Origin of the sequence: Bradyrhizobium viridifuturi, from assembly GCF_001238275.1 — a bacterium.
Classification (GTDB): domain Bacteria; phylum Pseudomonadota; class Alphaproteobacteria; order Rhizobiales; family Xanthobacteraceae; genus Bradyrhizobium; species Bradyrhizobium viridifuturi.
Map to the genome: position 1 here is coordinate 1 of NZ_LGTB01000033.1, position 16,340 is coordinate 16,340.

Consider the following 16,340-nt stretch of genomic DNA (forward strand, 5'->3'; position numbering starts at 1 on the left):
CAAATGTTGCGACGGTGGCCCCCGCACCGGTAGACGCCGCCCCCGCTGCGCCCGCACCGGCCCCGGTCGCAGCACAGCCTTCGCCGCAGCCGCAGGCCGCGCCAATTGCCGCAGCGCCGGCAGCGGCGCCGACCGGACCGATCGGCGTCTGGGCCACCGAGGAGAACAAGGGCAACGTCCGCGTCGAAGCCTGCGGCGCCAACCTCTGCGGCTATTCGGTCAAGAGCAACGAGCGCATCCTGATCAACATGAAGCCCGACGGCAGCAAGTGGAGCGGCCGTATCCACGATCCCGACTCCGGCCGCAACTACGACTCGACGATCGCGATGAAGGGCCCGAACGCGATGCGCGTGCAGGGCTGTGCCTTCGGCGGCATGTTCTGCGGCGGCCAGACCTGGAAGCGGGTCAGCTGAACCGCAACCGGCATCAGATTATTGTGGCTGCTCCGGCGATCGCTTCATGTCGATCGCCGGAGGCGCTATAAGCGTCGCAGTGTCGAGGTTGATTTGAACCTGCGGGCGGCTTGCGATGGCGATGACGGCTCTTGAACTCGGTCTCCGGGGCGCGGTGGTCGCGCTGTTCCTGGTGGTTTGCGCGGTGCTGCTGCTGCGCTACGCGGCGGTGCATCGCGCCGCGCATCTCGGTGCCGCGATGGGCGTCGCAGGCGCGGCGTATGCGATTTCCACCGCACCGTTCTTTCCCGCATCGTCTTTCGGCTGGAGCTCTCCGTTCATAGCCTTCGCGATGGGCTCGCCGGTGATCTTCTGGCTGTGGGCGCGCGCGATGTTCGACGAGCGGTTTGCGCTGCGGCCGTGGCATGCGGCGGTGTGGACGCTGCTCGCCGGTCTTGGCGTTGTCAGCCACAATTGCTGGACGATCTGGCCCGATGCCGCCGGGGTGTGCGGCCGCGTCCTGGCGCTGGCGACGATCGGCTTCGCGGCGCTTGGGGTCGCGCAAATCCCGAAGGGATGGCGCACCGCCGCGACGACGGCGCGCGGCCGGATCCTGATCGCGCTGGTGACCGGCATCGGCCTGCAGATGATGTTCGCCGCGTCGGCCGGCCTCGCCGCAATTCCGACCCGGTCGATCAGCCTCGGCGCCGCGTTCGCCCTTGCCGCGTTCGCACTGATATCGATCTGGATGATGCTGTTCGATCCGCCCGAGAGCCAGCCAGCCGTCGCCGGCGGCGGCAACGGCCCGCCCGCGCGGGGGGCGCGCGCGCACGCGCATGCCGGCCCACCGCCGTCGAGCGAGGCCGCACTCAATCACCTCAGATACCTGATGGCGACCGAGCGGACCTATCGGCAGGAGGGGCTGACCATCGGCGTGCTGGCGGTCAAGCTCGGCATGCCGGAATACCGGTTGCGCACCCTGATCAATGACGGGCTCGGCCACCGCAACTTCAATGCCTTCCTCAACCGCTATCGGCTCGACGAGGCCAAGGCGGCGCTCGCCGATGCCGGCCAGGCCGAGGTGCCGGTGCTGACGATCGCGCTCGATGCCGGGTTCCAGTCGCTGGCGCCGTTCAACCGCGCCTTCAAGGCGGACACCGGGCTGACGCCGACCGAGTTTCGCCGGCAGGCGATGGCCGGGCAAACCGCGGATGCGGTGGAAATCGTCCGGTCGGAGTGAGAATTCGCTCCTCGATTTCAGAAATCGATAGGCTTACAGCCCCACAATCTGCCTAGCTGTGCCGATGCAGCCGCCGCGTCGCGGCGAGGCGTGATCGGGCGTGACCAAAGGCAAGCGGAGCGCAACGGCCCATGAAGCATTTCCTCACCGCGGCAAGGCTGCTGGCCCTCGACTTGGCGTCGACCCTTGTCTTTCTCGTTCTGTTCCTGCTGACGCACAACACGGCGCTCTCGGTCGGCCTCGGCATTGCGTTCGGCGTCGTGCAGATCGGCCTCCAGATCATGCGCAGCAAGCGGATCGACACCATGGAATGGCTCAGCCTGTTCCTGGTGGTCACCGCGGGCACCGCGACGCTCCTCACCAATGACCCGCGCTTTGTGCTGTTCAAGCCCAGCGTGATCTACGCCATCGTCGGCGTCGTGATGCTGAAGCCCGGCTGGCTCAACCGCTATCTTCCAGAGATCGCACAGAAAGTCGTGCCCGATGTCGCCGTCAAGGTCGGCTATGTCTGGTCGGCGCTGATGTTCGTCTCCGCCGCGGTGAACGCCTTTGTCGCGCTGGCCTGCGACATCACGACTTGGGCTGTCGTCATGCCGACCTTCGGCATCGTCAGCAAGATCGTGGTGTTCCTCGGCGGCTTTGCCGCGCTCCGCCTCACCGCCCGGCGCCGCATCCGCGCGATGCCCGAGGCCGAGCGCGAAGCCGTGCTCGCGCTCGAGGGCGCTCCGGCGGCCCGCGCTGCCGTAACGGCTGATCTCACACCATCCGCGAGTGGTTAACGAAACAAACCGGTGCGTGACGAAACCATTTAGCCGGGTGCATGAAGAATCGCTGAAACCAAACCTCCCTAGTGATGCGCCGGACGACGCGCTGCATCGGCGCGATCAGCACAAGGGGGACAAGATGGCTTTCACCGCTTCCGCGCTCCGTCACGGTAAACTGCTGGCGGCAACCGCGTTCACGTTCGGTCTGTTGACGTCCGCGTCCTATGCCTACACCGACGAGCAGCAGCAGATGTGCACCGGCGACGCGATGCGGCTGTGCAGTTCGGAAATCCCCGATGTCGATCGCGTCACCGCCTGCATGGTGCGCCAGCGCGCGCTGCTCAGCGACGGCTGCAAGGCCGTATTCCACTACGTGCCCCCTGCGACGGCAGCGCAGCCCGTAAGCTACGCCCCGGCGGCCAAGCCGATGAAGCCACTCAACATCACTCCTCACAAGCGCGGCTAACCAAAACCCCGACGACGACCAGGCACCGCGCCTCCTGCTGGGGGCGCGGTGCTTGATCGTTCCGGTCCGTCATGACAACAAGGCAGGACCGTTCATTCGGCATTCAGCCTGACGCGGCTCAATTGCCGATCCCCAATGCCTCCCCGGGAATCGATAGTGATGCGCCGCACCTTTCTCTTTGCGCTTCTGCTTGGTGCCGGCGTCGCCACGAGTTGGCATACAACGGCCGATGCCGCGCCCGGACTGACGCAGCTCGCGCAAGCGCAGTCCGCTCCGGCCCCCGCTCCTGCCCCGGCGCCGAATGCGACACCGGCCGCGCCCGCGACGGCTGCTCCGGCCGCGACACCGCAGGCCACAGCGCCCGAGCCGATCGGCAACGTCGCGACGCTGACCGGAACCGCGACGGTCACGCGCAACAACACCACGACGCCGCTGCAGATCCGCGACGACATCTTCGCCAATGACGATGTCGCCACATCGGCGACCTCCTCGCTCGGCATCACGTTCAACGACGGCACCACCTTCAACCTGCGCGCCAACGCCAGGATCACGATCGACAACTACGTCTACGAGGATGGCGGCCAGCAGAACAGCGCGCTGTTCAACGTCGCCAAGGGAACGGCGGCCTTCGTCGCCGCCGCCGTCGCCAAGACCGGCAACATGAAGATCTCGACGCCGACCGCAACCCTCGGCATTCGCGGCACCACCGGTCTTGTCGAGGTGCCCGAAGGCGCGAATGCGACCGGCAACAATGTCGGCATCAAGCTCTATCCCGACGCCGACGGACATGTCGGCCGCATCGAGGTCAACGACCGCGCGGGCGCCTCGCTCGGCGTGCTGACGCGCGGCGCCAGCGGCTTTGCGATTCGTCCCGGCACCGGCGGCGCCCGCTTCGCCGCGGTGCCGCTGACGATCTCGCCGCAACAGATGTCGCGCGATCAGGGTTTCGTGCGCGCGGTGCATTCCGCGCAGACACTGGGCCGCCAGATCGTGACCGAGCAGCGCGACTTCCGCAGGGCCAATCCGGACTTCCGCCGCGCCAATCCGGCCGCGCCCTATCCGAACCGCGGCCAGCCGGTGCAGCCGAACCCGCAGCGCCAGAACGGCTTGCCGGGCCAGAACCGCAACACCCCGCAGCAGCCGGGTCAGCAGAATCGTCCGGGCCGGTTGCAGCAGCCCGGTCAGCAAAACCGGCCCGGCCAGCCGCAGCAACCCGGCACGCCCGGCCGGCAGGGTTCGCAACAGCAGCCGGGCACGCAGCAACAAGGCGGCGCCCAGCACGCGCTGCCCGGCCAGCCCGGCGGCACCACGCTGCCGCACGCGCCCGGCGTGCAAACGCCGGCCGGGCAAGTGCCTGCCGGACAGCCAGCACGACAAGGCGGCGCGACACAGCCCGGCGGACAACAGCAGCCCGCGCGTCAAGGCGGCCTGCAGCCCGGACGCACGCAGGTGCCGGGCGGCATGCGCCAGCCAGGACAACCAGCGGCTCAACCCGGCGTGCCGCGACAGGGCACGGCGCAGCCGGCACCCGGTGAGATGCGGCCCCGCATCCAGCAGGCCGCGCCGGGCGGGCATCCCGGCATGCAACGGCCCGCCGTGCAGGCGCGCCCCGGCTTTACGCAACGGCGCGCACCGCCGCCGCGCGCGGCAAGGCCGCCGCCAAAGGACAAGCGACATTACTGAGCGATCGCATCAACAAACGAATGTGGCGCCGGCGAGAACGCCGGCGCCACATTCAGATCGACGAATAGCGGCAGGTCAGCCCCGCCTGGTAATCACGGCCTCGAGATATTCACTGGGAATGACCAGCGTTCCATCCTTGGCGACATTGAACTGATCCATCAGGCGGAATAGGTCGACGGCGAGCAATTGCTGCTTGACCGGATCTAGCGCTCCGAAGGCCTTCAGTACCGGGCCGTAATAGGTGCGGAAGATCTCGAGGAAATGCTCGCGCGACCGATAGCGGAAATTGAAGTGCCTGCGCTTGGCATCAACCGCCGCCTGCGGGCCGAACATGGCGCCGAGATGCGCCTCGGTGCCCCACAACGCCGGAGATTTCACGCCCGGAGCCGGCGGCACATATTTGCCGATGGTCTTGAACACCTGACCGATGAACCCTTCCGGCGTCCAGCTCGCCAGGCCGATCTTGCCCCCGATGCGGCAGACCCGGCGCAGTTCATTCGCCGACTGCTGCTGATCGGCGGTGAACATGACACCGAAGGTCGACAGCACGACGTCGAAGCTCGCATCGGCAAACGGCAGCTTCTCGCGTCCGCCTCCTGGAACGTGACCGGCAGGCGTTCCGCGGCCGCCCGCTCGCGGCCGCGTTCGAGCAGTGCCGCAACGTAGTCGGTCGAGACCACGTCGGCAAAGCGCCGCGCCGCGGCCAGCGTCGCATTGCCGTTGCCGGCGGCGACGTCGAGCACCATTTGATTGCTGCGCAGGTCGACGGCCTCGCAGAGCGTTTCGCCGACGATCTGAAGCGTGGTGCCGACGATGGCGTAGTCACCTGAACTCCAGGTGGCTTGCTGGCGCGCCTTGACCGCGGCGAGATCAACGACGGGCATTTCGGTCTGAACGTTCATATGCTTCTCCTTTGAAAAAGTGGCGCGGCTCGCGGCAAGGCGGCTGGCTTCGCCGAAAACTCACGAGTTGCGTTGAAAAGTGTCGAGCAGTGCGAATGCTTCAATGTGCTGCGCGCTACGTGTGATAGCCGAGAAGGACCGGGATGCTGGATGCGGCGACAATGCTCCAGTCGGAGCGATGCCTGCAGCCATGCCTGCTCCGCTCGGACCAAACGGCCTGCTGTGCCACACCTGCCTGATGCTTCCGAACGGCAGGCTCCTCCGCTCTCGTGAACACGGGTGAGGACAAACCAGCAATCATCAGTCCGAGCACTGCGCTGCGAATGATCGGCCGGCACCAGCGGCTGCCTGCGGCCTTCGACCGCCGGCCGCCGGGCTCGCCCGGCATCAAGCGACTGGCCTGCCGCTCGCGATGTTCGAGCATGCCTGCGACCGATTGATTGACGATCCGGCGGATCCGCAACAGCAGGAAGGAGAAATGTCTTCGCACCGGACTTGAAGCGTACTCCATGAATGAAATCGGCATAATCGTTTCCTTGATCGAAGTATGATGGCGCCCCGGATCTTGCTTTGGCCGGGATGCACCATGCGACGCCCCCGCGGGCGTCATTGGGCTGCAATGGGCGGTTCGACGGGATCGCCACGCACCACGACGGTCGCTGCGACCTTGTAGAATTCCTCGCCGGGCATGCCGACGCAGCGCGCGTGGTCCCGGATCGAGTCGCCGTCGCGCGCCTCGTAGATGCAGAATGTGCCAATGCGACCATCTGCCTCATGCACCACGTAGCTGCGGATCCAGCGGACGCGATCCGGCATCTGCTCGTCGCCGATCCTGGCGGACGTTGCGCCGGCGCGCTCGAGCTCGCTCATGTTTGCCCAGGCGCTCGGACGGCGAATGACATAGAGTTCCATCGAAATCTCCTCGGTTGCGGCGGTTGGACGGCAGGCTGCGGTGATCGCGGCCATGGTCAGCTATAGGCGCCATCAGCGCCAACTGTCCTTACCGCGGGCTGATCATTGTCTGATCTTTGCCTGAACCTTTTCCGCCGAGCCCGAACCTATACACATGGCATTCTCATTTGGACTGTTCGAGCTTGATGAAGCTGGACGCGTACTGTTGTGTGCGCGGCAAGAAGTCCCGTTGCAGCCGCGTGTGTTCGACTTGCTGGTCTATCTCGTCCGACACCGCGACCGGATGATCTCCAAAGACGAACTCCTCGAAGCCGTGTGGCCCGATGTGACGGTCACCGACAACTCGCTGCAGCGTGCGGTGAGTTCGTTGCGCGCCGCGCTGCGCAGGGGCGGCATGGACGGCGCGATCCGCAATCTGCCGGGGAAAGGCTATCGCTTCTTCCTCGAGTCCGAGATCAGGCAGCCGGAACGCAATGACCGCAAGAACGCGGATGGCACCGTCGGTGCAATCGGTGCAATCGGCCTCGCCCGCCGTGCAGCGGCCGGGCAATTGTGGCTGCAGGCAGCAACCCTGTTCGCGAGCGCAGACGAAAACGGCGAGCTGAACGCTGAAGATTTGCACAACTGGGCTCTTGCCTTGCAATGCCTCGGCAAGGCGACGGCAGCCATTCCGATTTTTGTTCGCGCGGTCGCAGCGCGCAGCGAGGCCGGCGACGCTGCCGGCGCCGCGGTCGACGCGATCGCGCTCTCGGGCCTGCATTTCGAGAGCGGTCAAGCCGCGATCGGAAAAGGCTGGCTTGCGCGCGCCGAAGATTGGGCCTCGCGGATCGACGATCCTCCAACGACGGCCCTGCTGTTATGGATGAAGTCGAAACTGGCTGCGTTCGACGGCGAGCCGGAACAGGCTCTCGCCTTGGCCGACGCTGCCTACACGTCCGTCAAATACAAGGATGCGCTCAACATCGAGGCGCTGAGCCTGGCCTATCGCGGCTTCTATCGGCTCTGCCTCGGTGACACCCATGGTGGATTGGTCGATCAGGATCATGCCGCGGCCGTTGCACTGTCCAGTACCAATCTGGACCCGATCATGGGTGGCAGCCTCTACTGCAACATTCTCTGGGCCGCCCGGATGTTCGGAGATTGGGCGCGGGCCGACCAGTGGACGCGGAGCTACCAGAACTTCTGCTCGGGCAGCGGCATGGAATTGACGGGTTCATGCCAGTTGCATCGCTCCGAGGTGCTCGGCATCAGGGGCTCGCTCGATGAGGCGCTGGCGCGCATCCAGGACGCGCTCGCGCGCCTGACGAGCGATGCGCCGTGGTCGATGGGCGATGCAAACCGGGTGCTGGGCGATATCCTGGCTGCGATCGGCGATGACGACGCGGCGCTTGAAGCCTATGACAGGGCCTACACGCTCGGCTGGTGCCCGGAGCCGGGCCGCGCCATGCTGCTGCTCGCAAGAGGCGAAGCGGAAGCCGCCTATGCAAGCCTCGAACGAAGTTTGATCGGCAAGACCTGGTGGACATTGCAACGGCGGGGAATCCTGCTCGCGCATCTGGCGCTGGTTGCCGCGCACACAAATCGAACCGGTCAGGCAAAGGCGTTGATCTGCGAGCTTTCCGGAAATCCGGATCGCTGGCCGATGCCCTCGATCCGCGCGCTCACCAACGAAGCGCAGGCGATTCTCGCCCTTTCCCGGCAGGATCATGAAACAGCGATGCGGCATCTGCATCTCGCCCGCCAATTGTGGTCCAGCATCGAGGGGCGGGTCCAGATCGTGCGGCTGAGGCTGCAGATTTCCCGCCTCCAGCTGGAGCGTGGCGACACTCGCGGCGCCATGGCCGAGGTTCATGCCGCACAGCTTTTGGCCCGTGAATTGGGTTCGCCCAGGCGTGTTGCCGACTGCGTCGCCTTGCAGCACGACATCGCCACCTGGCGGCCAGCCGCAAGACGTCAGATGTGCGGCTGATCACGCCGCGCGGCGCAGCCAGTCGCGCACGCGCTCGATCAGGTTCTTGCGCGGCGTGGGGTGAACTGCCGAAGCCACGGGATCGATCTCACGCCCGAATGACGGCGGCTGCTCGGTTGGCGCGGCGCCGACGCCATGCTCGGCCTTCACCGCCTCGCCGGCATCGGCAACGTCGTACTCCGCCATGACCGGCACCTCGACGGCCACCGCCGCGTCCACGGCCACCGGCGGCTCAGTGACCACGGGCGCTTCAGCGACCACGGGCGCTTCGGCGACCGGCATCTGCTCGGCCGCGGGCAGGATCGCCCCCTGCCGGTTGCGCCGGCGCTCCGCGGCAGCAAGGCGCAAACGCGCGCGCCGTTCGCGCTCGGCCAGCGCTGCGGCCTGCAACGCGATCGGTCCGACATTCTCCAGGAACGTGCGCTCATAGCTGCGTGACAGTCGTTCCAGCGCCGCATCGAACGGCAGCCAGTCGACTTCCTTGATGTCGCTCATCAATTCGCGCACCGGCTTGCCGCCGGCGTCCATGCGCCAGTAGTGCACCACCTTCGAGCGCCCGCCCGAATCGTAGACCAGCGTGCCCAGGAATTCGTGCACCTCGACATCGTGGCCGGTTTCTTCCAGCACCTCGCGTTCGGCGGCGTCGCGCGCGGTCTCGCCGTCGTCGAGCTTGCCCTTCGGCAGCACCCATTCGTTGCGCTTGCGCAGGCGCACGACGGCGATGCGCGGCGGGCTCTCCCGCCGCAGCACAATGCCTCCCGCCGCCAGCACAGGCGTCCGCGCCATCTCGTATCCATCAGGTTTGCGATTTAGGATCGTCGCACGACGATCCCGCACATTCTAAAGCATGATCGCGAAAAGTGGAAACCGCTTTTCATGCTCAAACAATGGGCCGATTGCGCACGCGAGATCACATTGCAGGCTTGCGCAACAAAGGTTCGCCGCATTTGATCCGCGTTCCCTCGACGACATTGTCGCAGAACTCGAAATTGTCAGGCGCGAGCGCGATGATGGTCGAACCATGCTCGAACCAGCCGAGTTCGTCGCCCTTCTTCACATGCGCGTCACAGGGAAAGTCCACCGGCCCGCGCGACTGCGCGTTCAGCGTGACGTCGAGGAAATGCAGGCGAAGGCTCGCCACCAGGATCGCGGCGACCGGAACCAGGGTCAGCGCCTCGCCGGTCGGAAGCTTCCCGCGCAGCACCGCGCGCTCGTTCTTGCAGAACAGCCGCTCGACCCGCTTCAGCGCGATCGGATTGACGTTCCAGACGTCGCCATGGATGAACGTCACCTTGTCGATGGCAAGGTCATACGGCGCGTGGAAGCGGTGATACATGCTCGAGGTCAGCCGCAGCGTCACGAAGCGGCCGTTGCGGTGCTGCTCGACCAGCGCCGGATCGCCGAGCAGGTCGAGCAGCGAATAGGGCGCGCCCTTGACCTGGAACAATTGCCCGTCCTCAATCCGGCCATGGGCGCCGATGATCGCATCCGATGGGCTCGCGATGATGGCGGGATCGGCCGCCGCCGGGCGCAGGCCCGGCTTCAGCTCACGGGTAAAGCAATCGTGCAAACTCTCGAATTCGGTCTTCTTCGCTTCCGACAGGTCGAGGTCGGAGAACAGCTTCCAGCAGGCGATCGAGGCATCGCGCACCAAGGGGTTCTCGATCTTGGAGAACCAACCCATGAAGCGGGTCAGCGCGGCCCGCGGAATCCGGTTGGTGAGCAGGAAATTGAGGTCCTCCTGCTGGGTAAATGCCGAGATCAGGCCCTTGACTGTCATGAATTTGTTAGGTGCCGAGGCTAGCGCTTCTGTCATGGAAACATCCCTTCCGATTCTCTCGCTGTCCGCCGCCGCACTTGCCGGCGCCGCCGCAGCTTTCCCCAAAATTCAGGCCCGCATCGCGCTGTCGCGCGCCAAGCACCGCTCGCTGACCGGACATTCCAAGATGTCCAAGATGGTGGCGCGCATGGTGCCGCACTACGAATTCGGCATCGACGAGTTCTTCTGCTCCGACGGAGCGCCGAAGGACATCGCGATGCAGCGACAGGACGGCTTCTTCCGCCTCGCCGGCCTCTATCAGGATCGCTACCCGAAGGGCCGCGCGCTCACCACCGAGGTGACGGAGCGGATCTCCGACCTGCAGTTCACCGAAAGCTACCGCGTGCCGTTCCAGTACAGCCGCCTGGTGCGCGAGCATCTCGGCACCTCGGCCTTCGTCGAGGCTTCCCGCGGCGTCACCGTCACCGATGTCGACGGCAATGTGTCCTACGACCTGACCGGCTCCTACGGGGTCAACATCTTCGGCAACGACTTCTACAAGGAGTGCATCGCCGAGGGTGAGAAGCGCGCCCATGCGCTGGGTCCGGTGCTCGGCCCCTACCACCCTGTTATCGCCGACAACGTCAAGCGCCTGACCGAGCTCTCCGGCCTCGACGAGGTCTCGTTCCACATGTCCGGCACCGAGGCCGTGATGCAGGCGGTGCGGCTCGCGCGCTACCACACCAAGCGCACGCACCTCGTGCGCTTCGCCGGCAGCTATCACGGCTGGTGGGGCGAGGTGCAGCCCGGCGTCGGCAATCCGGTGTCGCCGCACGAGACCTACACGCTCGCCGACATGTCGGAGAAGACGCTGCACGTGCTGCGCACCCGCAAGGACATCGCCTGCGTGCTGGTCAATCCGTTGCAGGCGCTGCACCCGAACTCCAACGCGCCCGGCGATTCCGCGCTGGTCGATTCGTCGCGCTCGTCGAAATACGACCGCGCCGCCTACACCGAATGGCTGAAGAGGCTGCGCGAGGTCTGCACCGAGCGCGGCATCGTCCTGATCTTCGACGAGGTGTTCGTCGGCTTCCGTCTCGCCGCCGGCGGCGCCCAGGAATATTTCGGCGTCAAGGCCGACATGGTGACCTATGGCAAGAGCCTTGCCGGCGGCCTTCCGGTCGGCGTGGTGTGCGGCCGCAGGGACCTGATGCGCCGCTTCCGCGACGACCGCCCCGCCGACATCTGCTTCGCCCGCGGCACCTTCAACTCGCATCCCTATGTGATGACGGCGATGGACGAGTTTTTGAGCCGGCTCGCGAGCCCGAACTTCCGCTCGATCTACAACGGGCTGGACGAGACCTGGAACGGCCGCGCCAAGGCCCTCAACGACCGCCTCGCGGCCGCGGACCTGCCGGTTCGTGTCGGCAACATCTCGTCGATCTGGACGGTCTATTACACCGAGCCGTCCCGCTACAATTGGATGCTGCAATACTACCTGCGCGCCGAGGGACTGGCGCTGAGCTGGGTCGGCACCGGCCGCCTGATCTTCACCCTGAATTACACCGACGCCGACTTCGCCGAGGTCAGCGATCGTTTCGTCGCGGCCGCCGAGAAGATGAAGCGCGACGGCTGGTGGTGGCACAAGGAAGGCGTCACCAACAAGAACATCAAGCGGCAGATCCTGAAGGAGATGGTCGCTGTGAAGTTCGGGCGCTGAGGCCTGGCGCCGTCCCTTCGCTGCCTTACACCGCTCTTGCCCTTCCTTCGCCTCCCCCGCCTGCGGGGGAGGCCGGGTCGCATCGTTAGATGCGATCCGGGTGGGGGCTCTCTCCTCGCGATGAGTGTCGCAAGCGGCGACACCCCCACCCCAGCCCTCCCCCGCAAGCGGGAGAGGGAGCGCAGTCCCGTTATGGCCAGCAGCGCGGCGTAAGATCTTCACGAGAGCCCCAAGAACGGTGATGCCCGGGACAAGCCCGGGCATCACGCAGTTGGAAGACGCTGGGAGCAACGATCAGGCGTGCTTGACGTGCTTCTCGAGGCCCGGATCGATCAGCTCGCCCTTCATCAGGAACAACGGCGCCTTGTGATAGAGCTTCAGGTCGTGGAACGGGTCGGTGATGATCTTGGTCATCCAGACGAGGCCGGTTTCGACGTCGCGGATGAAGAACAGATGGATGGTGCGGAACAAGAGGCCGCCGATGCCGACCACGAGCCAGATCTTGGCCACCTGGCGGGTGAAGTCGCCCATCGTGACCCAGGGCTTGAACAGGCCGAACAGGGTCGGATCGAAATACAGCACCATCGGCGACAGCGCCCAGATCGCCATCAGCACGACCTTGCGCTGCAGATTGTAGCCGACCTTGATGTCTTCCTTGTGCTCGTGGGTCGCCTGGTTGACGTGGTCATACCCCTTCGGCTCGAAGAAGAAGTGACCGGCCTGCCGCGAGGTCATCGAGACCAGCCAGCCGACCAGCGCCGACACGACCGGATCGAAGAACAGCATCACATAGGCGAACAGGAAGCTCAGGGCGCTGACGAAGTGCAGGCTCTGGTTGATCCGGCTGTGATGGTAGAAGCGATGGTCATCCCAGCGCTGGGTACGCAGCTCTTGCAGAAAATTCTTGATCATTGGTTCCCCCAACATCTTTCGGGACAGGATCTACAGGGATTCGATGTATCGCGTGTGACATCATCATAATGACATATGACAATGCGGAGCGACACCTTGACGCGACTGGAGCAGGGTCTCGCCTCATCCCGGAGATTTGCGGGGATGAGGCGGAGAGATCGTAGCCTCCCGGTTTGCGGCGCGCTGTGCGCCACCTCACCCGGAGGACCGGCGGACTGGGCCGCCTCTTTGCGCCGCCTCTTTACGCCGCCTTGGCGACGTCCGCCTTGCGGAAGCGGACCAGCGAGAAATGGCCGAGCGGCGGGATCAGGCGGCGCTCCGCGAGCTCCATGCCGCGCGCGCCGGCGAGCCATTTGGTGTAGCGCGACCAGGCGAACTCGGCGGTGCGGAAACCGAGCGGGCGCACCACCGGCTGCAGCTTCTGCTCGATGAAACGGCGGACGCCGGCATCGGCGCTGACCCGGGTCAGGATGATCAATTCGCCGCCCGGACGCACCACGCGGGCGAATTCATCGAGGGCGGCTTCCGGGTTCGGCACCGCCGAGAGCACGTACTGCGCCATCACCACGTCGAACGAATTGTCGGGGAATTCGAGCTTCTCGGCATCCATCACCGCAAGCCCCTCGACATTCTTCAGGCCCTGCTCGGTGACCCGCTTCTTGGCCTTCTCGAGCATCGCCTCGGAAATGTCGGTGCCGAAGATACGCACGTTCTGGCTATAGAGCGGCAGCGAGATGCCGGTGCCGACGCCGACCTCGAGCACCCGGCCGCCGATCTTGTTGGTGGCCTGGATCGCGGCCTGCCGGCCCTTGCTGAAGACGCCGCCGAACACGAGGTCGTAGATCGGCGCCCAGCGGTCATAGGCCTGCTCGACCGTTTCGCGGTCGAAGTCCATGGAACGGTCGGCGCCCAGCTTGATGATTTCAGCCATAGATAGTCTCTCGTCTTTCGTTCGATTGAGCTGTTAATTCGGAACCGCACTGCGGCCGGCGACGCGGCGGGCGGGCCGCGGCGCGCGGCTCGGCTGCAACGTGGCCAGATTGCCGATGAACTGACGCGCACTGTTTTCCCAGGAACGCTCCAACGCAAAATTGCGGCAGTCGGCGCGCGACATGTTCAGCGCGCGCAGGCAGGCGCTGCGCAGATCATTGTCGATCGCGCCGATCGGATGATCCGCGATGACGTCCTTCGGGCCGGTGACCGGGAACGCCGCGACCGGCGTGCCGCAGGCCAGCGCCTCGAGCTGCACGACGCCGAAGGTGTCGGTCAGGCTCGGGAACACGAAGACGTCGGCGGCGGCGAGGTGCGAGGTCAAATCCTGGCCCTTCTTCTCGCCAAGAAAGATCGCGTCGGGATATTTCTGTTCCAGCGCCGCCCTCTGCGGGCCGTCGCCGACCACGACCTTGGAGCCCGGCAGGTCCAGCGACAGGAAGGCGTCGAGGTTCTTCTCCACCGCGACGCGGCCCATCGTCATGAAGATCGGCCGCGGCAGGCCGAGCACGGCCGGCTGATCCGGATTGAATATCCTGGTGTCGACGCCGCGGGTCCAGAAGCCGAGCCGGCGGAAGCCGCGCTCGGCAAGCTCCGACCGCAGCGAGTCGGTCGCGACCATGGTCATCGAGCCCGCCGCATGGAAGTGCCGCAGCACGGCGTAGCCGACGCTGTCGGGAATTCCGGTGCGCACCGAAACATATTCCGGGAAGCGCGTCGTATAGGACGTGGTGAAGGCGAGCTTGTTGCGATGGCAATAGCCGCGCACCGCCCAGCCGATCGGCCCTTCGGTCGCGATGTGGATCGCCTCGGGCGCGGCCTCCTCGATCCGGCGCGCGATCTCGCGCCGGTTCGGCAGCGCCATCCGCAGCCCCGGATAGGTCGGCACACCGACCGAACGGAAGCCGTCGGGAGTGAGGAATTCGATCTCGGCGCCGAGTGCCGCTGCGCTGCGCGCAAGCGACGTCAGCGTCCGGACCACGCCGTTGACTTGCGGATGCCAGGCATCGGTCGCAACGAGTATGCGCATCGCAGGAGACCCAAATCGTTAATCTTGATTCTGCTCGCACGACGTTCTGACATGGATGTTTCAAACGTATGACGTCATCGAAATGTTAGGTTGTTTTTCACGGCAAACGGCCGGTTTTTCGTGTAACATGACAGACAGATGTCAGAGCAGAGCGAACATCCCGGCACCACGCGCCGCAGGCTCAGACGGCGAAACTCGTCGCTCCTGATCCTTGCGGTCGGCATCCTTGTGTTTGGCGCCGCCGCCGGCGCGCTGTCCTACGCGTTGCGTCCAGTGACGCTGACGATCGCCGTCGGCCCGACCGGCAGCGACGACATCAAGCTCATCCAGGGCTTCGCGCAGGCGTTTGCCCGCGACGGGAGCGCGGTGCGATTGAAGCCGGTCCCGACGCAAGGCGCCGCCGAAAGCATCGCGCTGTTCACCGCCAACAAGGTCGATCTCGCGGTGGTGCGCGGCGATCTCAGCCTGCCGGCGAGCGCCGAGTCGGTTGCGGTCCTGCGCAAGAACGTCGTCGTGCTGTGGGCACCGTCGGGCGGCAAGGGCAAGCAGCGGCCTGCGAAGATCAAGAGCATCGACGATCTTGCCGGTCACAAGGTCGGCGTGATCGGCAGCACCCAGGCCAACGTCACGCTGCTGCGCGTGATCCTGACCGAGTCCGGCGTCAACCCGGACAAGGTCGCGGTCAGCCAGTTCGCCGTCAACAAGGCAGCGGACCTCGCGCGCGATCCATCGCTCGACGCCTACATGACCGTCGGTCCGCTCAACAGCAAGGTCACGGCGGATGCGATCGCCGCGACGGCGGCCGCGCGCGGCGAGCCGAAATTCATTCCGATCGAGGTCTCCGAAGCGATCGCGCAGAAGCATCCGCTTTACGCATCGGAAGAGATCGCCGGCAGCATCTTCTCCTCGTCGCCGGCACGCCCCGAGGACAAGGTCGAGACCGTCAGCGTCAATCACCTGATCATCGCGCAGCACAATTTGCACGAGGCGACCGTCGGCACGCTGGACCGGCAGCTGTTTACGCAGCGCCTCCAGGTCGCGCGCGACCTGCCGGCGGCGGCCAAGATCGAGAAGCCGGACACCGACAAGGACGCCGCATTGCCGGCACACCAGGGCGCCGCCGCCTATATCGACGGCACCGAGCGCACCTTCCTCGAGAAATACTCCGACTACATCTGGGGCGGCATCCTGCTGATCTCCGGCTTCGGCTCGGCCGGCGCCTGGCTGCGCCACCACATGAAGCGCGACGAGCGCGAGCAATACATCACCCATCGCGACAATCTGCTGACGCTGATCTCGCGCGTACGCAGCGCCGAGACGCCGGAGCAACTCGCGGCGATGCAGGGCGATGCCGACGCATTGCTGCGCGAGGCGCTCGATTGCTACGACGACGGCGCGATCGAGGAAGGCGATCTGTCGGCGATCGGGCTGACGCTCGAGCAATTCCATCACGCCGTCTCCGATCGCCGAGCCGTGATCGGCGGCGACCGGACGGGGCTGCCGAGGATGCGCACCGGCTAGAGCCGCACACGCCGATTGCACCGAGAGCAATGTGCACCGAGAGCAATGTTTGGATTGCGCGTGCCTGCGCACGTGGCCAT

At 65.7% G+C, this 16,340-nt stretch carries 17 protein-coding genes and 2 pseudogenes; 9 read left to right on the forward strand and 10 right to left on the reverse strand.

What is annotated here, in order from left to right; translation table 11 throughout:
* The 5 genes from ALC15_RS27085 to ALC15_RS27105 all read left to right on the forward strand — a co-directional run.
* On the forward strand, window positions 1-413 hold a 413-nt coding region (locus ALC15_RS27085), incomplete at its 5' end, for a DUF2147 domain-containing protein (RefSeq protein WP_157860946.1).
* 115 nt (window positions 414-528) lie between these two features.
* Window positions 529-1,632 carry a helix-turn-helix domain-containing protein gene (locus ALC15_RS27090; RefSeq protein ID WP_050629923.1) on the forward strand — a complete coding sequence of 368 codons (1,104 nt, stop codon included), beginning with the start codon at window positions 529-531 and terminating at the stop codon, window positions 1,630-1,632.
* A 131-nt stretch (window positions 1,633-1,763) separates the two neighbouring features.
* Window positions 1,764-2,411 (forward strand): inner membrane-spanning protein YciB, encoded by a 648-nt coding sequence (locus ALC15_RS27095; RefSeq protein ID WP_050629924.1) that lies wholly within the window; start codon window positions 1,764-1,766, stop codon window positions 2,409-2,411.
* 124 nt (window positions 2,412-2,535) lie between these two features.
* A complete protein-coding gene (locus ALC15_RS27100; protein WP_050630010.1) occupies window positions 2,536-2,862 on the forward strand; it encodes a hypothetical protein in 327 nt (108 codons plus the stop codon).
* A 159-nt stretch (window positions 2,863-3,021) separates the two neighbouring features.
* Entirely contained in the window at window positions 3,022-4,545 is a 1,524-nt protein-coding gene (locus ALC15_RS27105; RefSeq protein WP_063781880.1) for a FecR domain-containing protein, read from the forward strand.
* A 75-nt stretch (window positions 4,546-4,620) separates the two neighbouring features.
* Here ALC15_RS27105 and ALC15_RS47970 read toward each other — a convergent pair whose 3' ends face one another.
* From ALC15_RS47970 to ALC15_RS27120, 4 genes and pseudogenes are all read right to left on the reverse strand, one after another.
* Window positions 4,621-4,965 carry a hypothetical protein gene (locus tag ALC15_RS47970; protein WP_430649198.1) on the reverse strand — a complete coding sequence of 115 codons (345 nt, stop codon included), beginning with the start codon at window positions 4,963-4,965 and terminating at the stop codon, window positions 4,621-4,623.
* A gap of 99 nt (window positions 4,966-5,064) precedes the next feature.
* Window positions 5,065-5,447: pseudogene (locus tag ALC15_RS47975) on the reverse strand (class I SAM-dependent methyltransferase); the annotation flags it as partial.
* Between the two features lie 115 nt (window positions 5,448-5,562).
* On the reverse strand, window positions 5,563-6,057 hold the full coding sequence (locus ALC15_RS27115) for a hypothetical protein (RefSeq protein WP_128089598.1): 495 nt from the start codon (window positions 6,055-6,057) through the stop codon (window positions 5,563-5,565).
* The gene (locus tag ALC15_RS27120; protein ID WP_244486285.1) at window positions 6,054-6,413 is read right to left on the reverse strand and encodes a nickel-binding protein; all 360 of its coding nucleotides are present in this window, start codon (window positions 6,411-6,413) and stop codon (window positions 6,054-6,056) included. Before ALC15_RS27120 ends, ALC15_RS27115 begins: the two co-directional genes overlap by 4 nt.
* A 100-nt stretch (window positions 6,414-6,513) precedes the next feature.
* Here ALC15_RS27120 and ALC15_RS46555 point away from each other — a divergent pair.
* Window positions 6,514-6,738: pseudogene (locus ALC15_RS46555) on the forward strand (winged helix-turn-helix domain-containing protein); the annotation flags it as partial.
* 477 nt (window positions 6,739-7,215) lie between these two features.
* Here the strand turns inward: ALC15_RS46555 and ALC15_RS46560 are convergent.
* Window positions 7,216-7,404, reverse strand: a complete 189-nt coding sequence (locus tag ALC15_RS46560; RefSeq protein WP_244486291.1) for a hypothetical protein — start codon at window positions 7,402-7,404, stop codon at window positions 7,216-7,218.
* Between ALC15_RS46560 and ALC15_RS46565 the strand changes: the two genes are divergently transcribed.
* Window positions 7,387-8,328: a YfgM family protein gene (locus ALC15_RS46565; RefSeq protein ID WP_244486292.1), complete on the forward strand. Its 942-nt coding sequence runs from the start codon at window positions 7,387-7,389 to the stop codon at window positions 8,326-8,328. The genes ALC15_RS46560 and ALC15_RS46565 overlap by 18 nt on opposite strands.
* Here ALC15_RS46565 and ALC15_RS47980 read toward each other — a convergent pair whose 3' ends face one another.
* Both ALC15_RS47980 and asd read right to left on the reverse strand, forming a co-directional pair.
* Complete coding sequence (locus ALC15_RS47980; protein WP_063781881.1) at window positions 8,329-9,114, reverse strand: NUDIX hydrolase; 786 nt, start codon at window positions 9,112-9,114, stop codon at window positions 8,329-8,331.
* A 124-nt stretch (window positions 9,115-9,238) separates the two neighbouring features.
* On the reverse strand, window positions 9,239-10,108 hold the full coding sequence (gene asd, locus ALC15_RS27135) for an archaetidylserine decarboxylase (protein ID WP_050629927.1): 870 nt from the start codon (window positions 10,106-10,108) through the stop codon (window positions 9,239-9,241).
* Window positions 10,109-10,142: 34 nt separating this feature from the next.
* Between asd and ALC15_RS27140 the strand changes: the two genes are divergently transcribed.
* Window positions 10,143-11,807 (forward strand): aminotransferase class III-fold pyridoxal phosphate-dependent enzyme, encoded by a 1,665-nt coding sequence (locus ALC15_RS27140; protein ID WP_050629928.1) that lies wholly within the window; start codon window positions 10,143-10,145, stop codon window positions 11,805-11,807.
* Between the two features lie 294 nt (window positions 11,808-12,101).
* Here the strand turns inward: ALC15_RS27140 and ALC15_RS27145 are convergent, their stop codons facing one another.
* The 3 genes from ALC15_RS27145 to ALC15_RS27155 all read right to left on the reverse strand — a co-directional run bounded on the left by ALC15_RS27145 (window position 12,102) and on the right by ALC15_RS27155 (window position 14,739).
* Entirely contained in the window at window positions 12,102-12,719 is a 618-nt protein-coding gene (locus ALC15_RS27145) for a hypothetical protein (protein ID WP_050629929.1), read from the reverse strand.
* Window positions 12,720-12,960: 241 nt separating this feature from the next.
* Window positions 12,961-13,650: a class I SAM-dependent methyltransferase gene (locus tag ALC15_RS27150; protein WP_050629930.1), complete on the reverse strand. Its 690-nt coding sequence runs from the start codon at window positions 13,648-13,650 to the stop codon at window positions 12,961-12,963.
* 33 nt (window positions 13,651-13,683) lie between these two features.
* A complete protein-coding gene (locus ALC15_RS27155) occupies window positions 13,684-14,739 on the reverse strand; it encodes a glycosyltransferase family 4 protein (RefSeq protein ID WP_050629931.1) in 1,056 nt (351 codons plus the stop codon).
* Window positions 14,740-14,877: 138 nt separating this feature from the next.
* Here ALC15_RS27155 and ALC15_RS27160 point away from each other — a divergent pair, with 138 nt between their 5' ends.
* Window positions 14,878-16,260, forward strand: a complete 1,383-nt coding sequence (locus ALC15_RS27160) for a TAXI family TRAP transporter solute-binding subunit (RefSeq protein WP_050629932.1) — start codon at window positions 14,878-14,880, stop codon at window positions 16,258-16,260.
* The last annotated feature ends 80 nt before the right edge of the window (window positions 16,261-16,340 follow it).